Genomic DNA, 17550 nt, shown 5'->3' on the forward strand with positions numbered 1-17550 from the left:
GATCGGTTCATCCGGTCAGCGGCGGCCCGCGAACGCCCCCGCCAGCTCCCGGACCCGCTCCCCCACCCGGACGTCCGTGCCCCCGGCGAGCAGCCGTCCGATCAGCCCGGCGATCTCCGTCAGCTCGCTCTCGCCCATGCCCTGGGAGGTCACCGTGCCGGTGCCCAGGCGGATGCCGGAGGCCTCGGACGGCGGCGCCTGGTCGTACGGCAGCGCGCACTTGCCGAGCAGCAGTCCGGCGACGGCGCAGCGACGCTCCGCCTCGGCGCCGCTCACCCCGAGCGGGCCGACGTCGACCGTCACCAGGTGGGTGTCGGTCCCGCCGGTCAGTGGACGCGCCCCCGCCGCTTCGAGCCCCGCCGCCAGCACCCGCGCCCCCGCGACGGTGCGGTGCGCGTACGCGCGGTAGGCGGGCGTGGCGGCCTCGGCCAGGGCGACGGCCTTGCCGGCCACCTCGTTCATCGCGGCGCCGCCCTGGGTGAACGGGAAGACCGCCCGGTCGATCCGGTCGGCCAGCTCGGCGGTGGAGAGCAGCAGGCCCCCGCGCGGCCCCCGGAGCAGTTTGTGGGTGGCGGCCACGGTGACGTCCGCGTACGGCACCGGGGAGGGTGCGAGGCCCGCCGCGATCAGGCCGGTGGTCTGCGCGACGGTGGCGACCAGGTAGGCGTCCACCTCGTCGGCGATTTCCCGGAAGGCGGCCCAGTCCGGGTGCCGGGGGTGCGAGATGGAGCCGGCCACGATGGCCTTGGGGCGGTGCAGGCGGGCCAGTTCGCGGACCTGGTCGAGGTCGACCAGCCCGTCCTCGCGGCGCACCCCGTAGCCGACGAACTCGAACCACCGGCCGGAGAAGTTGGCCCGCGAGCCGCAGCTGAGGTGGCCGCCGTGCTCCAGCGACATCGCCAGCACCGCGTCCCCCGGCCGCAGCAGCGCCGCGTAGGAGGCCAGCATCGCCGAGGTGGCCGAACGCGGCTGGACGTTGGCGTGCGGCGCCGTGAACAGCGCGCGGGCCCGGTCGACGGCCAGCAGTTCGGCGGCGTCGGCCAGCGCGCAGCCGGTGTGGTGGCGCCGGCCCGGGTAGCCCTCGGCGTACTTGTCGATCAGCGGGCCGGCGAGCGCGGCCAGCACGGCCGGGCTGGTGAGGTTCTCCCCGGCCAGCAGCTGGATCGTCTCGGCCCGCCGCTCGGCCTCGGCGGCGAGCAGGTCGGCGATCTGGGGGTCGGCCCGGTGGAGGACCTCGTCGGGCGCCCCGGACGCCCACCGGCGCCCCGTCGTCTCGGTGGAACCGGTCGCGGCATCGGTGACGGTCATGGCGGGGCTCCCGGGCGGCATGGGGCCACCTCCCGGTCGGAGGCCGGGAGAGGGTGAGGGTTCCTCCAGCGTAGGACCGGCCCCCGGGAGCGGCGCGGCGGCGCGGGCCGGGATGCACCCGCCCGGGCGCCCGGACGGTCACGGCCTACGGGGCCGCCCTGCTCAGTAGCGCGCGGGAACCCCGGTGAGCGCGGTGACCACCGGGTCGACCGCGTGGAATATCTCCTCGCCGCAGTTGCGGAACATGCCGATCGGCGCGCCGTACGGGTCGTGCACCTCGTCCGACTCGGGGGTGGCGGCGAGCAACCAGCCGCGCAGCGAGGCGGCGGCCCGGACCAGCGCGCGGGCGCGCTCGGTCACGTCGGCGCCGCGTCGCGGGTCCGGGAGGGTGCCGGGGTCGATCGTCCGGACCAGGCGGGTGAACTCCTTCATGGTGAAGGTGCGCAGGCCGGCCTCGTGCCCCATCGAGATGACCTGGGCCCGGTGGTCCAGGGTCGCGGTGAGCACCAGGTCGGCCTCGACCACGTGTTCGTCCAGCAGCTCACGGCCGGTGAAGCCGCCGCTGTCGGCGCCGTACTCGTCCAGCACCGTGGCGGCGTGGTCCTCCATCGGTGCGCCCTCGTGGCCCCAGGTGCCGGCCGACTCCACCAGGATGCGGCCGGCCACCCGCGGGTTCAGCCGGGTGTCCAGCTCACGCCTGGTGAGCCGCTCGGCGATCGGCGAGCGGCAGATGTTGCCGGTGCACACGTACAGGATCCGGAAGTGGTCCAGCGGCCTGGGGCCCACGGCCAGGTACGGCGATATGCCGGGCCCGGCATGGAGGGAGGCGGCCGTCAACTGCCGGCCTCCAGGTCGGGGACGACCTCCCTCAGCTGCTCGGCGGTGATCGCGCCGGCCCGCAGCAGCACCGGGACCTTGCCCGTGACATCGACGATCGACGAGGCCCGCGCGTGGTCGGCCGTGCCGCCGTCCAGGTAGACCGAGATGGCGTCGCCGAGCTGCTGCTCGGCCTCGTCACAGGTGGACGGCGACGGCCCGCCGGTCCGGTTGGCGCTGGAGACCGCCAGCGGGCCGGTGGTGTTCAGCAGCTCGATGGCGACCGGGTGCAGCGGCATCCGGACGGCGACCGTGCCCCGGGTCTCGCCGAGGTCCCAGCGCAGCGAGGGCTGGTGCTTGGCGACCAGGGTGAGCCCGCCCGGCCAGAACGCGTCGACCAGCTCCCAGGCCTGCTCGGAGAAGTCGGTGACCAGCCCGTGCAGGGTGGTCGGCGAGCCGACCAGGACGGGTGAGGGCATGTTGCGGCCACGGCCCTTGGCGGCGAGCAGGGCGGCGACGGCCTCCGGCGAGAAGGCGTCCGCACCGACCCCGTAGAGGGTGTCGGTGGGCAGCACGACGAGTTCGCCCCGGCGGATGGCAGAGGCGGCCTCGCGCAGGCCCGTCGCGCGGTCCCCTGCGTCGGCACAGTCGTAGCGGCGGCTCATCGGTGCGGTCCCCTTCCGAGACAACTCATCACGTGGACGGACGCGGTCACAGCGACGCCTTGCGCGCCGTGGTGAATCGCGGCCGGTTGTTCAGATCGCGGTGGTCGGCGGTGTCGGTCCAGCCGGCTTCCTCGTTGAAGATCCACGGGACCTGGCCGCCCTGGGTGTCGGCGTGCTCGATCACCACGGCGCCGCCCGGGCGCAGGAGCCTGGCGGCGACCCGCTGGATGCCCCGGATGGTGTCCAGGCCGTCCTCGCCGGAGAAGAGCGACATCTGCGGGTCGTGGTCGCGGGCCTCCGGCGCGACGTACTCCCACTCGGTGAGCGGGATGTACGGCGGGTTGGAGATGACCAGGTCGAAGCGGCCGTCCCAGCCGTGGTCGCCCTCGAAGGCGCGGGTGGCGTCACCCTCGTGCAGGGTGATCCGGGCGCGGTCGGGCGAGGCCCCGATGTTGCGCCGGGTGTACGGCAGTGCGCCCTCGTCGAGCTCGAAGGCGTGCACGGTGGAGCGCGGCAGCTCCTGCGCCAGGGCGAGCGCGATGGCGCCGGATCCGGAGCAGAGGTCGACCACCAGCGGCTCGGCCACGTCCATGTCGCGGACCGCGTCTATGGCCCACTCGACCACGGACTCGGTCTCCGGCCGGGGTACGAAGACACCGGGGCCGACCGCCAGCTCCAGGTAGCGGAAGAACGCCCGCCCGGTGATGTGCTGGAGCGGCTCGCGCGCCTCCCGCCGGGAGACGGCCTCCCAGTAGCGGGCGTCGAAGTCCGCGTCCTTGACCGTGTGCAGTTGGCTGCGCTTGACGCTGTGGACGTGTGCGGCGAGCTCCTCCGCGTCGAAGCGCGGCGACGGCACGCCGGCCGCGGCCAACCGCTGGGTGGCCTGGGCCACCTCGGCGAGTAGCAGGTTCATCCGTACGACCTCTTGCTTCCGCTCTCCGGCCTCGACGTCGGTCTCGCTGCCGCAGGTGTCAGTTCTGTTGGGCCGCGGCCAGCTTGGCCGCCGCGTCCGTGTCGACGCAGGACTGGATCACCGCGTTCAGGTCGCCGTCCAGGACCTGGTCCAGGTTGTACGACTTGAAGCCCGTGCGGTGGTCCGAGATGCGGTTCTCCGGGTAGTTGTACGTCCGGATCCGCTCGGAACGGTCCACCGTGCGGACCTGGCTGCGACGGGCGTCCGAAGCCTCCCGCTCGGCCTCCTCCTGCGCGGCGGCCAGCAGCCGCGAACGCAGGATGCGCATCGCCTGCTCCTTGTTCTGGAGCTGGCTCTTCTCGTTCTGGCAGGAGGCCACGATACCGGTCGGCAGGTGGGTGATCCGGACCGCGGAGTCGGTGGTGTTGACCGACTGCCCGCCGGGGCCGGACGAACGGTAGACGTCGATCCGCAGGTCGTTGGCCACGATCTCGACCTCGACCTCCTCCGCCTCGGGGGTGACCAGCACGCCGGCCGCCGAGGTGTGGATGCGGCCCTGCGACTCCGTGGCCGGCACGCGCTGCACGCGGTGCACGCCGCCCTCGTACTTCAGCCGGGCCCAGACGCCCTGACCGGGCTCGGTGCTGCCCTTGGTCTTGACGGCGACGGAGACGTCCTTGTAGCCGCCGAGGTCGGACTCGTTGGAGTCGATGATCTCGGTCTTCCAGCCGATCCGCTCGGCGAAGCGCAGGTACATCCGGAGCAGGTCACCGGCGAAGAGCGCCGACTCCTCGCCGCCCTCACCCGCCTTGATCTCCAGGATGACGTCCTTGTCGTCGTTCGGGTCGCGCGGGACCAGCAGCAGCCGCAGTTCCTCGGTCAGCTGCTCCCGGCGGGCCTCGGAGTCCTTCACCTCGGCCAGGAACTCCGGCTCCTCGGCCGCGAGTTCACGGGCGGCCTGGATGTCCTCACCGGCCTGCTTCCACTCCCGGAAGACCCGGGTGATCGGGGTCAGCTCGGCGTACCGCTTGGCCAGCTTGCGCGCGTTGGCCTGGTCGGCGTGGACGGACGGGTCGGCCAGCCTCGTCTCGAGGGCGGCGTGCTCGACGAGGAGCTCTTCGACTGCCTCGAACATGGGGTGGCCTTCTTCCCGGGGGTGGGTGGGTGGGATCGCCGCGGGTGCGGACCGAGGGTGCGGGGGGACGCGAACGGCGCCGGTCCCCAGCGCCCCCGGAACGAGTACGGGGGCGCCGGGAACCGGCGCCGAGGGAGCGCTAGGCCTTCGCGCTGTGCTGCTTGCCGAAGCGGGCCTCGAAGCGGGCCACGCGGCCACCGGTGTCGAGGATCTTCTGCTTGCCGGTGTAGAACGGGTGGCACTGCGAGCAGACCTCGGCGCGGATCTCGCCACTGGTCTCGGTCGAGCGGGTGGTGAACTCGGCGCCGCAGGTGCAGGTCACACGGGTGACCACGTACTCGGGGTGAACGTTGGGCTTCAAGGGGTTCTCCTAGGTTCGGGAGGGCACCGGGTCGGCGGCTGGGACGCCGCACGTGAACCGGGACCGACGGACCAGTCTGCCAGGACGGGTCGCTTCTTCCCAAACCGGGGGGCGTTCCGGGATATTCCGGGCCCCCGGCCGGGCGCGTTCACCGCCGGGCGGGAGCCGTCGGGACGGTCCCGGTGGCGGTCCCCGCGGGGGCACCGGCGGGAGCCGTCGCAGGGGCGGTGGCCGTGGCGCCGGGCGCCTTGGCGCGGCCGGTGGGGCCGGCGGGGCCCTTGACGGGGGCCTTGGGGGCGCCGGTGGGGGTGGCCGTGGGCGTGGCCTGCGCCGGGTTCTGCGGCTGCGCCACGACGACCGCCGACGGCAGCGGCCGGTCGCCCTTCAGGGCCGCCCAGACCTGGTCGGCCTGCGGCTGCTGCTGGACCACCCGGTCCGGGTCGCTCGGCGCGGTCACCACGGGCAGGGTGACCATGGTGAGCCGGTCCGGCCCGATGCCCTTGAGCTCTTCGGCGAGCCCGACGAGGGAGTTGACCGAGGCGAGCGCGGAGTCGGTGGTGATGCTGCGGGTCAGGGTGTCGCCGGTCGACCAGAGCTTGGCCGGGTTGGTCAGCAGCCCCGCCCCGCCGGCCTGGTCGAGCAGTGAGCGCACCATCTGCTTCTGCAGCTCGATCCGGCCGAGGTCGCTGCCGTCCCCGACGCCGTGCCGGGTGCGGACGAAGGCCAGCGCCTGCTCGCCGTCGAGGCGGTGCTCACCGGGCGGGAGGTCCAGCCCGCTGTCCTTGTCGCGGATGGCCACCGCGGTGGTCACGGTGACCCCGCCGATCGCGTCCACGACCCGGGCGAAGCCCTCGAAGTCCACCTCGACGTAGTGGTCCATCCGCAGCCCGCTGATCTGCTCCGCGGTCTTCACCGCGCACGCCGCGCCCCCGGTCTCGTACGCGCTGTTGAACATCGCGCGTTTCGCCGCCGGGGTGGTCCGCCCCCCGGCGTCGGTGCACTCGGGGCGCGGGACGAGGGTGTCGCGGGGTATCGAGACCACGTCGGCGCGCGAGTGGTCCTGGTTGACGTGCACGACCATCGCGGTGTCCGAGCGCGCCGTGCCGTCGGCGTCGCCGCCGGCCAGGCCGCCGTTGCCGCCGGCGCGCGAGTCCGAGCCCAGCACCAGCAGGTTGAACGACCCGTCGGTGGCCGTGGGCGGCCGGGAGGTGCCCAGCCGGGCGTCGATGTCGACGCTCTTGATGTTGGCGTTCAGTCGGTAGTACGCGTAGCCGGCCGCTCCGGCCCCGAGGACGACGAGCGCGGCGAACGCACACGCGGCCACGCGCAGGAGCCTGCGGCGGCGGTTCGGAACCCTCTTGTGCTCGGCCATACGATCCAGAATAAATCGGACAAGATGCTGTAAAGACCTCAAGATGTCCCGACTCTGGAACAAACCACCGAAATGGATCTTCCCGACAAACCTCCGGAGACCCCGCAGCCCCCGGAACACGACGAACCCCGGCCCGCTCGCGCGGGCCGGGGTTCCGTGTCGAGAAACCGTCTCGCGACGGTCAGTCGCCGGACCCGGGGGTCGTCTTGGCGATCTGCATCAGGAACTCGGCGTTGGACTTGGTCTGCTTCATCTTGTCCAGCAGCAGCTCGATCGCCTGCTGCGAGTCGAGCGCGTGCAGCACCCGGCGCAGCTTCCAGACGATCGCCAACTCCTCGCTGCCGAGCAGGATCTCCTCCTTGCGGGTGCTGGAGGCGTCCACGTCGACGGCCGGGAAGATGCGCTTGTCCGAGAGCTTCCGGTCGAGCTTGAGCTCCATGTTGCCGGTGCCCTTGAACTCCTCGAAGATCACCTCGTCCATCCGCGAGCCGGTCTCGACCAGCGCGGTGGCCAGGATGGTCAGCGAGCCGCCGTTCTCGATGTTGCGCGCGGCGCCGAAGAACTTCTTCGGCGGGTACAGCGCGGTCGAGTCGACACCACCGGACAGGATGCGGCCGGAGGCCGGCGCCGCCAGGTTGTAGGCACGGCCCAGACGGGTGATCGAGTCCAGCAGGATCACCACGTCGTGGCCAAGCTCCACCAGGCGCTTGGCGCGCTCGATGGCCAGCTCCGCCACCGTGGTGTGGTCCTCCGCCGGGCGGTCGAAGGTCGAGGAGATGACCTCGCCCTTCACCGACCGCTGCATGTCGGTGACCTCTTCCGGACGCTCGTCGACCAGGACGACCATCAGGTGGCACTCGGGGTTGTTGTGGGTGATCGCGTTGGCGACCGCCTGCAGCACCATCGTCTTGCCGGTCTTCGGCGGCGCGACGATCAGACCGCGCTGGCCCTTGCCGATCGGCGACACGAGGTCGATGATCCGGGTGGTCAGCACGCCCGGGTCGGTCTCCAGACGGAGCCGGTCCTGCGGGTACAGCGGGGTGAGCTTGTTGAACTCGGGGCGGCCGCGGCCGCTCTCCGGGTCCATCCCGTTGACGGAGTCCAGCCGCACCATGGCGTTGAACTTCTCGCGGCGCTCGCCGTCGCGCGGCTGACGCACCGCACCGGTGATGGCGTCGCCCTTGCGCAGGCCGTTCTTGCGGACCTGGGCGAGCGAGACGTAGACGTCGTTCTGGCCCGGCAGGTAGCCGGAGGTCCGCACGAACGCGTAGTTGTCGAGGATGTCCAGGATGCCCGCGACCGGGATCAGGACGTCGTCCTCGCCGACCTGCGGCTCGGCCGGGCCGGCCTCGAAGCCCTCGCGGCGGCTGCTGCCACGGCCACGGCGGTCGCGGTAGCGGCCGCGCCGGCCACGGCGCCCGTCGCCGAACTCGTCGTCGTCGAAGCCGCCCTGCGGCTGCGCCTGCTGCACCTGCTGCGGCTGGGCCTGCTGGCCGCCGCTCGGGCGGCTCTGCTGGCTGTCGCCCTGGGTGCTCTGGGCGCCCTGCTGCTGGGGGCGCTCGGTACGGTCCCGGCGGTTGCGGCGGTCGCGGCGCGACTCGCGCCCGTCGCCGTCCTGGCCGGCCTGGGCCTCGCCGGCCTCCTGGCGGCCCTCGCGCTCGCCGGCCTCGCGGCCACCGCGGCGGTCACGACGGTCGCGGCGGGTCTCGCTGCGACCCTCCTCGCGGTTCTCGAAGGCGCGGGCACCCTCGGGGCGGGCCTCGGCCTGCTTGGCCTCGGTCGCCACGGCGGCGGGCGCCTCGGCGGCCTCGGCCACCGGGGCGCCGGCGGCCGAGGTGGCCCGGCGGCGGGTCCGCTCGGTCCGGGCGGGCGCGGCGGTCTCGGCGGCGGCCTGGACCGGGATCTCGATCTGGGCCTGCGCCTCGGCGGCGGCGGGGGCCTCGGCCGCCGCAGCGGCGGCGGCCTTGGTGCGGCGGGCGGGCTTCTCGGCCGGCTCGGCGGCCTCGGCCTTGGCGGCGCGCTTGGCGGCCGGAGCGGCCGCGGCGGCGGTCCCGGCGCCGGCGAGCAGCGGGTCTCCGCCGCTCTTCTCCTTGATGGTCTCGATCAGCTGGCTCTTGCGCATGCGTCCGGTACCGGTGATGCCAAGGTCCGCGGCGAGCTTCTGCAGCTCGGCCAGGACCATGCCGTCCAGGCCCGCGGCAGCGGTACGACGGCGTCGCGCCGGAGCCGCGGGGGCGGCGGCTGCGTCCGACGCCTCGGCGTCCGGGCGCGCGCCCATCAGATCGGTGGTGTCGCTCACTAAGGGTCCTTCCCTGGAGCGGACGTCGGCCTGTCTGGCTCGGCGACCGGTTGTGCTGTCCTGACCAACGCTCGTCTGCGTCGGTCCGAGGCGGTGATCCCCCGGATGGCGGTGTGCCGGTCGGGGGAGAGCTGCGAGGTGCGGTGCATGAAGCACGGTGGTGCTGAGTGGCGTGGTGGAACGGTCGAACGTCGACCCGCCCCCAGCCTTCGGCCGGGTGGTACCCCCACCCCAGCTTTCGGCGGGGAGATTTCCCCACGCTGCCTGCGAATCCCGGGCCCCCGTCGCGTGACGGTGGCCCGTGCTCCGCCCGTCCTGTGCCTCAAGGTGGGAGGCCGCGGGTGGGAGTCAGGTGCCGTCACGGCTTCGGGATGCGGCCGCAAGTCGCGCAGGCAGGCTGCGTACGCGCTGCGGTGGGCTCCCGGAGAATCGTCGCCCCGTATATCGCCGGGACTCCGCTGGTGCGGAGTGCTGGGATCGGGACGCGGCGCACCTAGCCCCGGAGGGCACCTGGTGCAGCAATGAGGTTAACACTACCGACCCCCTCAGACATTCCCCAGCCTTGCGCTTGCCAATCGTGTCCGGACGGCCCGGCTCCGGCGCACCGGTCCGGGCCCGCTCCGAACGGGTGCTCAGACGTCGAGCGGGAGCACCGTGGCCCCGGTCCGGTCGAGCTCCAGCCGGTGCGCGGCGAACACCGGGCCGCCGGAACCGTGGCCCTCGGCGAAGGACAGGACCTTCTGCACGCCCGCCTCGTCGGTGAGCGCGAGCACGGTCGGACCCGCGCCGGAGATCACCGCGGCGACGCCCTCCGCGCGGAGCGCGCCCACCAGGGCGGCGCTGTCCGGCATCGCGGAGGCCCGGTAGTCCTGGTGCAGCCGGTCCTCGGTGGCGGCGAGCAGGAGCTCGGGGCGCCGGGTCAGGGCCTCGACCAGCAGCGCGGCGCGACCCGCGTTGACGGCGGCGTCGGCCAGCGGGACGGTCTTCGGCAGCAGGCCGCGGGCGGTCTCGGTGAGCACCTCGGTGGCCGGTACGAAGACCACCGGGACGACCTGGTCGGAGGGCTCCAGGGCGACCGCCCGGGCGGTGTCCTCCTCGGTCCAGGCCACCGTGAAGTTGCCGCGCAGGCAGGCCGCGACGTTGTCCGGGTGGCCCTCCAGCTCGGAGGCGAGGGCGAGCAGGGCGTCGTCGTCCAGCGCGGACGGGCCGCCGATGGTGACGGCGCGGGCCGCCACGATGCCGGCGCAGATCGCGGCGGACGACGAGCCCAGGCCGCGGCCGTGCGGTATGCGGTTGGCGCAGACCACTTCGAGGCCGCGCGGCTGGCCGCCGAGACGGTCGAAGGCGGCACGCATCGAGCGGACCACGAGGTGGCGCTCGTCGCGGGCCAGGCTGTCGGCACCCTCACCGGCGATGTCGACGGAGAGCCCGGAGTCGGAGACCCGGACGACCACGTCGTCGTACAGACCCAGCGCGAGTCCGAAGGCGTCGAAGCCGGGGCCGAGGTTGGCACTGGTCGCGGGGACCCGGACCCGGACGGCGGCGGCACGGAACGCAGGACCGGCCATGCGGTGGACTCTCCTGGGGAAATCGGGCGGCGCGAAGCGCGTCGGTGCGAGGGTGGGAGGGGGCCGCGGGCCCCGGCCGGGGCGGTCGGTCACAGTCGATGGTGCGGCTCCCGCGGTGGGGCCGGACCCGGGGCATGTGCCACACGGCCGAACCCAGAGTATCGAAGAGAGGTTCCACAGCGGTACACCCCGTGGGCCTTCCGTCTGGTGTGTTGCCGGTTCTGGCCGGAATCCATGCCGGAATCGGATCGGAATGCGCCGTGGAATTGACACAAAAGTGTCAGTCGAGAACGACGCAGGGCCGACCCCCGAAAGGGTCGGCCCGGCGTTCGGTCGCGGGTCAGTCGAGCAGGCCGAGGCGCTGCGCGGCGGTCTCCGGGTCGATCGGGACGATCTGCGGCTGCGGCGCGCCGGCCACCGCCCAGTCCGGGTCCTTGAGGCCGTTGCCGGTCACCGTGCAGACGATCCGCTGGCCCGGGTCGACCAGGCCGGCCTCCGCCTTGGCCAGCAGACCGGCCACCGAGGCGGCCGACGCGGGCTCCACGAAGACGCCCTCCTGCGAGGCCAGGAGCCGGTAGGCGGACAGGATCTGACGGTCGGTCACCTTGTCGATCAGGCCGCCCGACTCGTCCCGCGCGGCGAGCGCGTAGTCCCAGGAGGCCGGGTTGCCGATCCGGATCGCGGTGGCGATGGTCTGCGGCTTGAGCACCGGGGCGCCGTCCACGATCGGGGCGGAGCCGGCGGCCTGGAAGCCCCACATCCGCGGGGTGCGGGCGGCCAGGCCGTCCGCCGCGTACTCGCGGTAGCCCTTCCAGTACGCGGTGATGTTGCCCGCGTTGCCGACCGGCAGGACGTGGATGTCCGGCGCGTCGCCGAGCATGTCGACGATCTCGAAGGCCGCGGTCTTCTGACCCTCGATGCGAACCGGGTTCACCGAGTTGACCAGCGCCACCGGATACTTCTCGGACAGTTCACGCGCAAGGGTGAGGCAGTCGTCGAAGTTCCCGTCCACCTGAAGGATCTTGGCGCCGTGGACCAGCGCCTGGCCCATCTTGCCGAGGGCGATCTTGCCCTGCGGGACCAGCACCGCCGACACCATCCCGGCCCGCACCGCGTAGGCGGCGGCGGAGGCCGAGGTGTTGCCGGTGGAGGCGCAGATGACGGCCTGGGCGCCGTCCTCCTTCGCCTTGGAGATGGCCATCGTCATGCCGCGGTCCTTGAAGGACCCGGTCGGGTTGGCGCCCTCGACCTTGAGGTAGACCTCGCAGCCGGTGCGCTCGGAGAGCACCTGGGCGGGAACCAGCGGGGTGCCGCCCTCCAGCAGCGTGACCACCGGGGTGGCCTCGCTGACCGGCAGGCGGTCCCGGTACTCCTCGATCAGGCCGCGCCACTGGTGGGTGTGGGTGCCTCTGGCCGCGTTCTCGGCAACGCCGCTCATCATCTGTTCCTACTCCCCTTCGACCCGCATGATGCTGGCCACGTCGCGCACGCTGTCCAGTGCGCGGAGCTTGTCCACCGTCGCCGACAGGGCGGCGTCGGTGGCCCGGTGGGTGACCACGACGAGCGAGGCGTCGCCGTCGCGGCCCTGCTGGCGCACGGTGTCGATGGAGACCCCGTGCTCGGCGAAGACCGACGCGACCTGGGCGAGCACGCCCGCGCGGTCGTCGACGTCCAGGCTGACGTGGTAGCGGGTGATCACCTCGTCCATCGGCTTGGCCGGCAGCTGCGTGTACACCGAGTTGCCGGGGCCGGTGGCACCGGCGAGCTTGTTGCGACAGACCGCGACCAGGTCGCCGAGGACCGCCGAGGCGGTCGGCGCGCCGCCCGCGCCCGGGCCGTAGAACATCAGCCGTCCGGCCGCCTCGGCCTCGACGAACACCGCGTTGTACGCCTCGCGGACGGACGCCAGCGGGTGCGACAGCGGGATCATCGCCGGGTGGACGCGCGCGGTGACCGACTCGCCGTCGGCCGCCCGCTCGCAGATCGCCAGCAGCTTGACCACGCAGCCCATCTTCTTGGCGGAGGCGATGTCGGCGGCGGTCACCTCGGTCAGGCCCTCGCGGTAGACGTCCGCCGCGGTCACCTTGGTGTGGAAGGCGATACCGGCCAGGATCGCGGCCTTGGCGGCGGCGTCGAAGCCCTCCACGTCGGCCGTCGGGTCGGCCTCGGCGTAGCCGAGCGCGGTGGCCTCCTCCAGCGCCTCCGAGTAGCCGGCGCCGGTGCTGTCCATCTTGTCGAGGATGAAGTTGGTGGTGCCGTTGACGATGCCCAGCACCCGGTTCACCCGGTCACCGGCCAGCGACTCCCGCAGCGGGCGGATCAGCGGGATCGCACCGGCCACCGCGGCCTCGTAGTAGAGGTCCACGCCGGCCTCGGCCGCCGCCGCGTGCAGTTCGGTGCCGTCCTTGGCGAGCAGCGCCTTGTTGGCGCTGACCACCGAGGCGCCCTGCCGGAACGCCGACAGGATGAGGTGTTTGGACGGCTCGATGCCGCCCACCACCTCGATCACCACGTCGATGTCGCCCCGGTTGACCAGGGCCTCGGCATCGGTGGTGATCAGGTGGTCGGGCACGCCCGGCCGGGGACGGCCCGCCCGGCGGACCGCGACACCGACGAGCTCGACCGGCGCGCCGATGCGCGCGGCGAGGTCGGCGGCGTCTGTCGTCATGATGCGCGCCACCTCGGAGCCCACCACACCACAGCCCAGCAACGCCACCTTCAGCGGCCGCGTACGCATCATCCGACTCCGCTCTGCATTCATCGTGCTTCGGTTCGTCCGGCGGGATTTCATGCCCCCGCCGGACCTTCGGTCCGTACCAGTCTCCGGGACTTTCCGTACGGATCTACGGTCGTTCCATGATCTGAGACAAGGATTTCGTCATCCGATATCGAGACGCAGGAGATCCTCCTCCGTCTCGCGCCGGACGATCACCCGGGCCGCACCGTCCTTGACGGCCAGCACGGGAGGCTTCAGGGCGTGGTTGTAGTTGCTCGCCATCGAACGGCAGTAGGCGCCGGTGGCGGGCACCGCGATCAGGTCGCCCGGGGCCAGGTCGGCCGGCAGGAAGGCGTCCCGGACGACGATGTCGCCGGACTCGCAGTGCTTGCCGACCACCCGGACCAGCATCGGCTCCGCGTCGCTGGTGCGCGACACCAGGGCCACCGAGTACTCGGCGTCGTAGAGCGCGGTCCGGATGTTGTCGGACATTCCGCCGTCCACGCTGACGTAGGTCCGCAGGCCCTCCAGCGGCTTGACGGTCCCCACCTCGTACAGCGTGAAGGCGGTCGGGCCGACGATCGCCCGGCCCGGCTCGACCGACAGCCGCGGCACCCGCAGGCCCGAGGCGTCGCACTCGCGGCGGACGATGCCGGCCAGCGCGGCCGCGATCTCGGCCGGCTCGCGCGGGTCGTCGTCGCTGGTGTAGGCGATGCCGAGGCCGCCGCCGAGGTCGATCTCGGGCAGCTCGACACCGTGCTCGTCGCGGATCTCCGCCAGCAGGCCCACCACCCGGCGGGCGGCCACCTCGAAGCCCGCGGTGTCGAAGATCTGCGAGCCGATGTGCGAGTGGATGCCGCGCAGCTCCAGGCTCCCGCCGTGGGCGAGGACCCGGCGGACCGCCTCGGCGGCCGCGCCGCCGGTGAGCGAGAGGCCGAACTTCTGGTCCTCGTGCGCGGTGGCGATGAACTCGTGGGTGTGCGCCTCGACGCCGACCGTGACCCGGATCAGCACCTGCTGGCGCACGCCCTGGCGGGCGGCGATCGCGGCGAGGCGCTCGATCTCCTCGTAGGAGTCGACCACGACGTGGCCGACGCCCGCCTTCACGGCCTGCTCCAGCTCGTGGACGGACTTGTTGTTGCCGTGCAGCGCGATCCGCTCGGCGGGCATCCCGGCGCCCAGCGCCACCGCCAGCTCGCCCGGGCTGCAGACGTCGAGGTTCAGCCCCTCCTCGTGCAGCCAGCGCACGACCGCCTTGGAGAGGAACGCCTTGCCGGCGTAGTACACGTCCGCGTCGTCGCCGAAGGCGTCCCGCCAGGCGCGCGCCCGGGAGCGGAAGTCGGCCTCGTCCAGGACGTAGGCCGGGGTGCCGAACTCGGCCGCGATCCGGTTGACGTCGAGGCCGGCGACGGTGACGACGCCGTCGGCGCCGCGGGCGACCGTCTCCGACCAGACCTTGGGGTCGAGCGCGTTCAGGTCGGCCGGCGGGGCCTGGTAGTGGCCCTCGGGGAGCACGTCACCGTGCCGGGGGCCTGCGGGGTGTGCGGAGCGACTCATGTCCCTTGTGTCCTTGACCTATGGCGAGGGGCGGCGACGGTCCCCGTTGACCGTCCGCCGCCCCCGCTGTGCGCTTGGGGGTGGTGCTACATCCGCTCGGGCGCCGTCACGCCCAGGAGCGTGAGGCCGTTGGCCATGACCGTGCGGGTGGCCTCGACCAGCCAGAGCCGGGCCCGGTGCGTGTCGTTGAGCTCCTCGTCGCCCTTGGGCAGGAACATGCAGTTCTCGTACAGGCGGTGGTACTTGCCCGCGAGGACCTCCAGGTACCGCGCGACCCGGTGCGGCTCGCGCAGCTCGCCCGCCGTGGCCAGGACCTTCGGGAACTCGCCGAGGACGCCGAGGATGTCGTTCTCCCACTGGGTGGCGAGCAGCTCGGGTTTGAAGTCGGCGGCCGCGCCCTTGTCGACGCCGAGCTCGACGGCCTTGCGCGCGACACCGCACATCCGCGTGTGGGCGTACTGGACGTAGTAGACCGGGTTCTCGTTGGTCTGGCTGGTCAGCACGTTGATGTCGAGCGTGATGGTGGAGTCGGTGGGGGTACGGCCGAGGGTGTAGCGGGCCGCGTCCACGCCGATCCAGTCGACGACGTCGTCGATCGTGATGATGTTGCCGGCCCGCTTGGACATGCGGACCTCCTCGCCGTCGCGAATCATCTTCACGAACTGGCCGATCTTGACCTCGATGTTGCGGTCCAGGTCGTCGCCCGCGCAGGCCGCGATGGCCTTGAGGCGGTTGACGTAGCCGTGGTGGTCCGCACCCAGCATGTAGACCGAGACCTCGGAGCCGCGGTCCCGCTTGGAGAGGTAGTACGCGGCGTCGGCGGCGAAGTAGGTGGTCTCGCCGTCGGCCTTGACCAGGACGCGGTCCTTGTCGTCACCGAAGTCGGTGGTGCGCAGCCAGATCGCGCCGTCCTGGTCGAAGACGTGGCCCTGCTCGCGCAGCCGCTCGATGGCCTTCTCGACGGCGCCGGAGTCGTGCAGCGACTTCTCCGAGAACCAGACGTCGAAGTGGGTCCCGAACTCCTCCATCGAGCGCTGGATCTCGGCCACCATGAGCTTGAGGCCCTCGGTGCGGAAGGTCTGGAGCTGCTCGGCGTCGGGCAGGTCGAGCACGCCCGGCACGCCGTCCACGATCGCCTTGGCGATGTCCGCGATGTACTCGCCGACGTAGCCGTCCTCCGGCACCGGCAGCCCGTTGGCGGCGGCCTTCAGCGAACCGGCGAACTTGGAGATCTGCACGCCGGCGTCGTTGAGGTAGTACTCGGTGGTGACGTCGGCGCCGGTGGCGCGCAGCACCCGGGCCAGCGAGTCGCCGACGGCGGCCCAGCGGACGCCGCCGATGTGGATCGGCCCGGTCGGGTTGGCGGAGACGAACTCCAGGTTGATCTTCAGGCCCTTGTGGGCGTCGTTGTGCCCGTACGTGGCGCCGGCCTCGACGATGGTGCGGGCCAGCTCGCCCTGGGTGGCGGCGTCGAAGGTGATGTTCAGGAAGCCCGGCCCGGCGATGTCGACCTTGGCGACCCCGGGCAGCTCTCGCAGGCGGGCGGCCACCAGGTCGGCCACGGCTCGCGGCGGCCGGCCGGCCGACTTCGCGAGCTGGAGGGCCACGTTGGTCGCGTAGTCGCCGTGGTCCCTGTTCTTGGGCCGCTCGACCGTCACGTGCTCGGGCACGGCGACGGCCAGCTCGCCCGCCTCGACGGCGGCGCTCACTGCGGCCTGGACTGCCTGGGAAAGCTCTGCGGGGGTCACGACGCCAAGCGTAGGCGAGGTGGGAGGGGCGTCCGCCACTCGGTTTGCCGGTCGAGACGCCCGGGCGCCGTGCTCAGCCCCGATCGATACCGTCTGTTCGCTGAGGGCGAAATCCAGCCGCCTCCCCGGCGCCGTCGCCCAGCTCCCTCAGCCGCCGCACCAGCGCGACCAGGTCCGCCGGGTCGAAGGGCTTGCCCAGGTAACCGTCCACCCCGACCGACTCCCCCAGGTCCAGGTCCGCCGGCGTGCAGGCGCTCACGATCGCGATCGGCAGCCGCCGCGTGCCCGGCGCCGCCCGCAGCCTGGCCGCCGTCCGCAGGCCGTCCAGCCGCGGCATCACCACGTCCAGCGTCACCACGTCGGGCTTCACCCGGCGGACCACCTCCAGGCACTCGGCACCGTCGGCGGCGGTCACCACCTCGAAGCCCTCAAGCTCCAGGTTGACCCTGATCAGCTGACGGATCACCTCGCTGTCGTCCACCACGAGGACCCGCCCGGACACTCCCGACACCTCACCGAGGGTATCGGCGGGCCCGCCGCCCCGTCCGGCCTTTCCGCACTTCCGCTCCCCCCTGGCCGCCCCCTGTCCGCCCCCTCCCGCCCCGACCGGCCCCACCGGTCCCCCGACCCGTCACCCCGCCGCCCGCCCGACCTCCCGCGAAACCCGTGCACGGAGCACGGCCGGAGCCTGGTAATGTTCTCCACGTCGGAGCGAAGGCGACGACAACAAGCAGGCCCCCGTAGCTCAGGGGATAGAGCACCGCCCTCCGGAGGCGGGTGCGCAGGTTCGAATCCTGCCGGGGGCACTTCGCAAGAAGTGCTGAACAGGCCCAGGCCAGCGGTAAGTTACCGCGGGACTGGGCCTGATTCGTTTTCAGGACGCGCGGTGGGGCGGGGGCTTCATGGGCAGGCGCCGCTACGTGGCCAGGGGCGTGCCGGGCGGCTACCGGATCTGGGACAACAAGGTGCAGCGGTGGTGGGGCGACCACTACGAGCTTTGCCCGGACGACCTGCTCGTCGAGCTGAACGGCGCGGCGGACCCGGCCCGGCTCACCGCCCTGCTCAAGCGGTACCGGTCCCTGAAGCGCTAGT

Annotated in this window: 15 protein-coding genes and 1 tRNA gene; 2 read left to right on the plus strand and 14 right to left on the minus strand. The window is 72.7% G+C overall.

Going from position 1 to position 17550, the window contains the following annotated elements; genetic code table 11:
• Window positions 1-15 precede the first annotated feature (15 nt).
• The 14 genes from glyA to PUR61_RS32210 all read right to left on the minus strand — a co-directional run bounded on the left by glyA (window position 16) and on the right by PUR61_RS32210 (window position 16960).
• Window positions 16-1308, minus strand: coding sequence for a serine hydroxymethyltransferase (gene glyA, locus PUR61_RS32145; protein ID WP_329883021.1), 1293 nt, complete (start codon window positions 1306-1308; stop codon window positions 16-18).
• 162 nt (window positions 1309-1470) lie between these two features.
• Window positions 1471-2112 (minus strand): arsenate reductase/protein-tyrosine-phosphatase family protein, encoded by a 642-nt coding sequence (locus PUR61_RS32150; protein WP_329883206.1) that lies wholly within the window; start codon window positions 2110-2112, stop codon window positions 1471-1473.
• Window positions 2113-2141: 29 nt separating this feature from the next.
• A complete protein-coding gene (locus PUR61_RS32155) occupies window positions 2142-2789 on the minus strand; it encodes an L-threonylcarbamoyladenylate synthase (protein ID WP_329883022.1) in 648 nt (215 codons plus the stop codon).
• A 46-nt stretch (window positions 2790-2835) separates the two neighbouring features.
• Window positions 2836-3702: a peptide chain release factor N(5)-glutamine methyltransferase gene (prmC, locus tag PUR61_RS32160; protein ID WP_329883023.1), complete on the minus strand. Its 867-nt coding sequence runs from the start codon at window positions 3700-3702 to the stop codon at window positions 2836-2838.
• Window positions 3703-3760: 58 nt separating this feature from the next.
• Window positions 3761-4837, minus strand: a complete 1077-nt coding sequence (prfA, locus tag PUR61_RS32165) for a peptide chain release factor 1 (protein ID WP_329883024.1) — start codon at window positions 4835-4837, stop codon at window positions 3761-3763.
• Window positions 4838-4976: 139 nt separating this feature from the next.
• A complete protein-coding gene (gene rpmE, locus PUR61_RS32170) occupies window positions 4977-5198 on the minus strand; it encodes a 50S ribosomal protein L31 (RefSeq protein ID WP_030057539.1) in 222 nt (73 codons plus the stop codon).
• 148 nt (window positions 5199-5346) lie between these two features.
• A complete protein-coding gene (locus PUR61_RS32175) occupies window positions 5347-6570 on the minus strand; it encodes an LCP family protein (protein WP_329883025.1) in 1224 nt (407 codons plus the stop codon).
• Between the two features lie 181 nt (window positions 6571-6751).
• Window positions 6752-8869, minus strand: a complete 2118-nt coding sequence (gene rho / locus PUR61_RS32180) for a transcription termination factor Rho (RefSeq protein WP_329883026.1) — start codon at window positions 8867-8869, stop codon at window positions 6752-6754.
• 632 nt (window positions 8870-9501) lie between these two features.
• Window positions 9502-10437 carry a homoserine kinase gene (gene thrB, locus PUR61_RS32185; protein ID WP_329883027.1) on the minus strand — a complete coding sequence of 312 codons (936 nt, stop codon included), beginning with the start codon at window positions 10435-10437 and terminating at the stop codon, window positions 9502-9504.
• A gap of 340 nt (window positions 10438-10777) precedes the next feature.
• Window positions 10778-11875: a threonine synthase gene (gene thrC / locus PUR61_RS32190; RefSeq protein ID WP_329883207.1), complete on the minus strand. Its 1098-nt coding sequence runs from the start codon at window positions 11873-11875 to the stop codon at window positions 10778-10780.
• A 9-nt stretch (window positions 11876-11884) separates the two neighbouring features.
• A complete protein-coding gene (locus PUR61_RS32195) occupies window positions 11885-13177 on the minus strand; it encodes a homoserine dehydrogenase (RefSeq protein ID WP_329883028.1) in 1293 nt (430 codons plus the stop codon).
• Between the two features lie 138 nt (window positions 13178-13315).
• Window positions 13316-14710: a diaminopimelate decarboxylase gene (gene lysA, locus PUR61_RS32200; protein ID WP_329883029.1), complete on the minus strand. Its 1395-nt coding sequence runs from the start codon at window positions 14708-14710 to the stop codon at window positions 13316-13318.
• A gap of 86 nt (window positions 14711-14796) precedes the next feature.
• Complete coding sequence (argS, locus tag PUR61_RS32205) at window positions 14797-16458, minus strand: arginine--tRNA ligase (protein ID WP_329883030.1); 1662 nt, start codon at window positions 16456-16458, stop codon at window positions 14797-14799.
• Between the two features lie 73 nt (window positions 16459-16531).
• Entirely contained in the window at window positions 16532-16960 is a 429-nt protein-coding gene (locus PUR61_RS32210; RefSeq protein ID WP_380358329.1) for a response regulator, read from the minus strand.
• A gap of 232 nt (window positions 16961-17192) precedes the next feature.
• On the opposite strand from PUR61_RS32210, the gene PUR61_RS32215 reads away from it, so the two are divergent.
• Window positions 17193-17264: transfer RNA gene (locus PUR61_RS32215), tRNA-Arg, on the plus strand.
• 96 nt (window positions 17265-17360) lie between these two features.
• Window positions 17361-17549 (plus strand): hypothetical protein, encoded by a 189-nt coding sequence (locus PUR61_RS32220; protein ID WP_329883032.1) that lies wholly within the window; start codon window positions 17361-17363, stop codon window positions 17547-17549.
• Window position 17550: the final 1 nt, after the last annotated feature.

It is taken from the genome of Streptomyces sp. BE20 (genome assembly GCF_036322525.1).
Taxonomy (GTDB): Bacteria; Actinomycetota; Actinomycetes; order Streptomycetales; family Streptomycetaceae; genus Kitasatospora.

Bases quoted from the DNA above. Each gene is read 5' to 3' on its own strand.
- glyA (WP_329883021.1), bottom strand. From the start codon at position 1,308: ATGACCGTCACCGATGCCGCGACCGGTTCCACCGAGACGACGGGGCGC.
- PUR61_RS32155 (WP_329883022.1), bottom strand. From the start codon at position 2,789: ATGAGCCGCCGCTACGACTGTGCCGACGCAGGGGACCGCGCGACGGGC.
- prmC (WP_329883023.1), bottom strand. From the start codon at position 3,702: ATGAACCTGCTACTCGCCGAGGTGGCCCAGGCCACCCAGCGGTTGGCC.
- prfA (WP_329883024.1), bottom strand. From the start codon at position 4,837: ATGTTCGAGGCAGTCGAAGAGCTCCTCGTCGAGCACGCCGCCCTCGAG.
- PUR61_RS32175 (WP_329883025.1), bottom strand. From the start codon at position 6,570: ATGGCCGAGCACAAGAGGGTTCCGAACCGCCGCCGCAGGCTCCTGCGC.
- thrB (WP_329883027.1), bottom strand. From the start codon at position 10,437: ATGGCCGGTCCTGCGTTCCGTGCCGCCGCCGTCCGGGTCCGGGTCCCC.
- thrC (WP_329883207.1), bottom strand. From the start codon at position 11,875: ATGAGCGGCGTTGCCGAGAACGCGGCCAGAGGCACCCACACCCACCAG.
- PUR61_RS32195 (WP_329883028.1), bottom strand. From the start codon at position 13,177: ATGATGCGTACGCGGCCGCTGAAGGTGGCGTTGCTGGGCTGTGGTGTG.
- lysA (WP_329883029.1), bottom strand. From the start codon at position 14,710: ATGAGTCGCTCCGCACACCCCGCAGGCCCCCGGCACGGTGACGTGCTC.
- PUR61_RS32220 (WP_329883032.1), top strand. From the start codon at position 17,361: ATGGGCAGGCGCCGCTACGTGGCCAGGGGCGTGCCGGGCGGCTACCGG.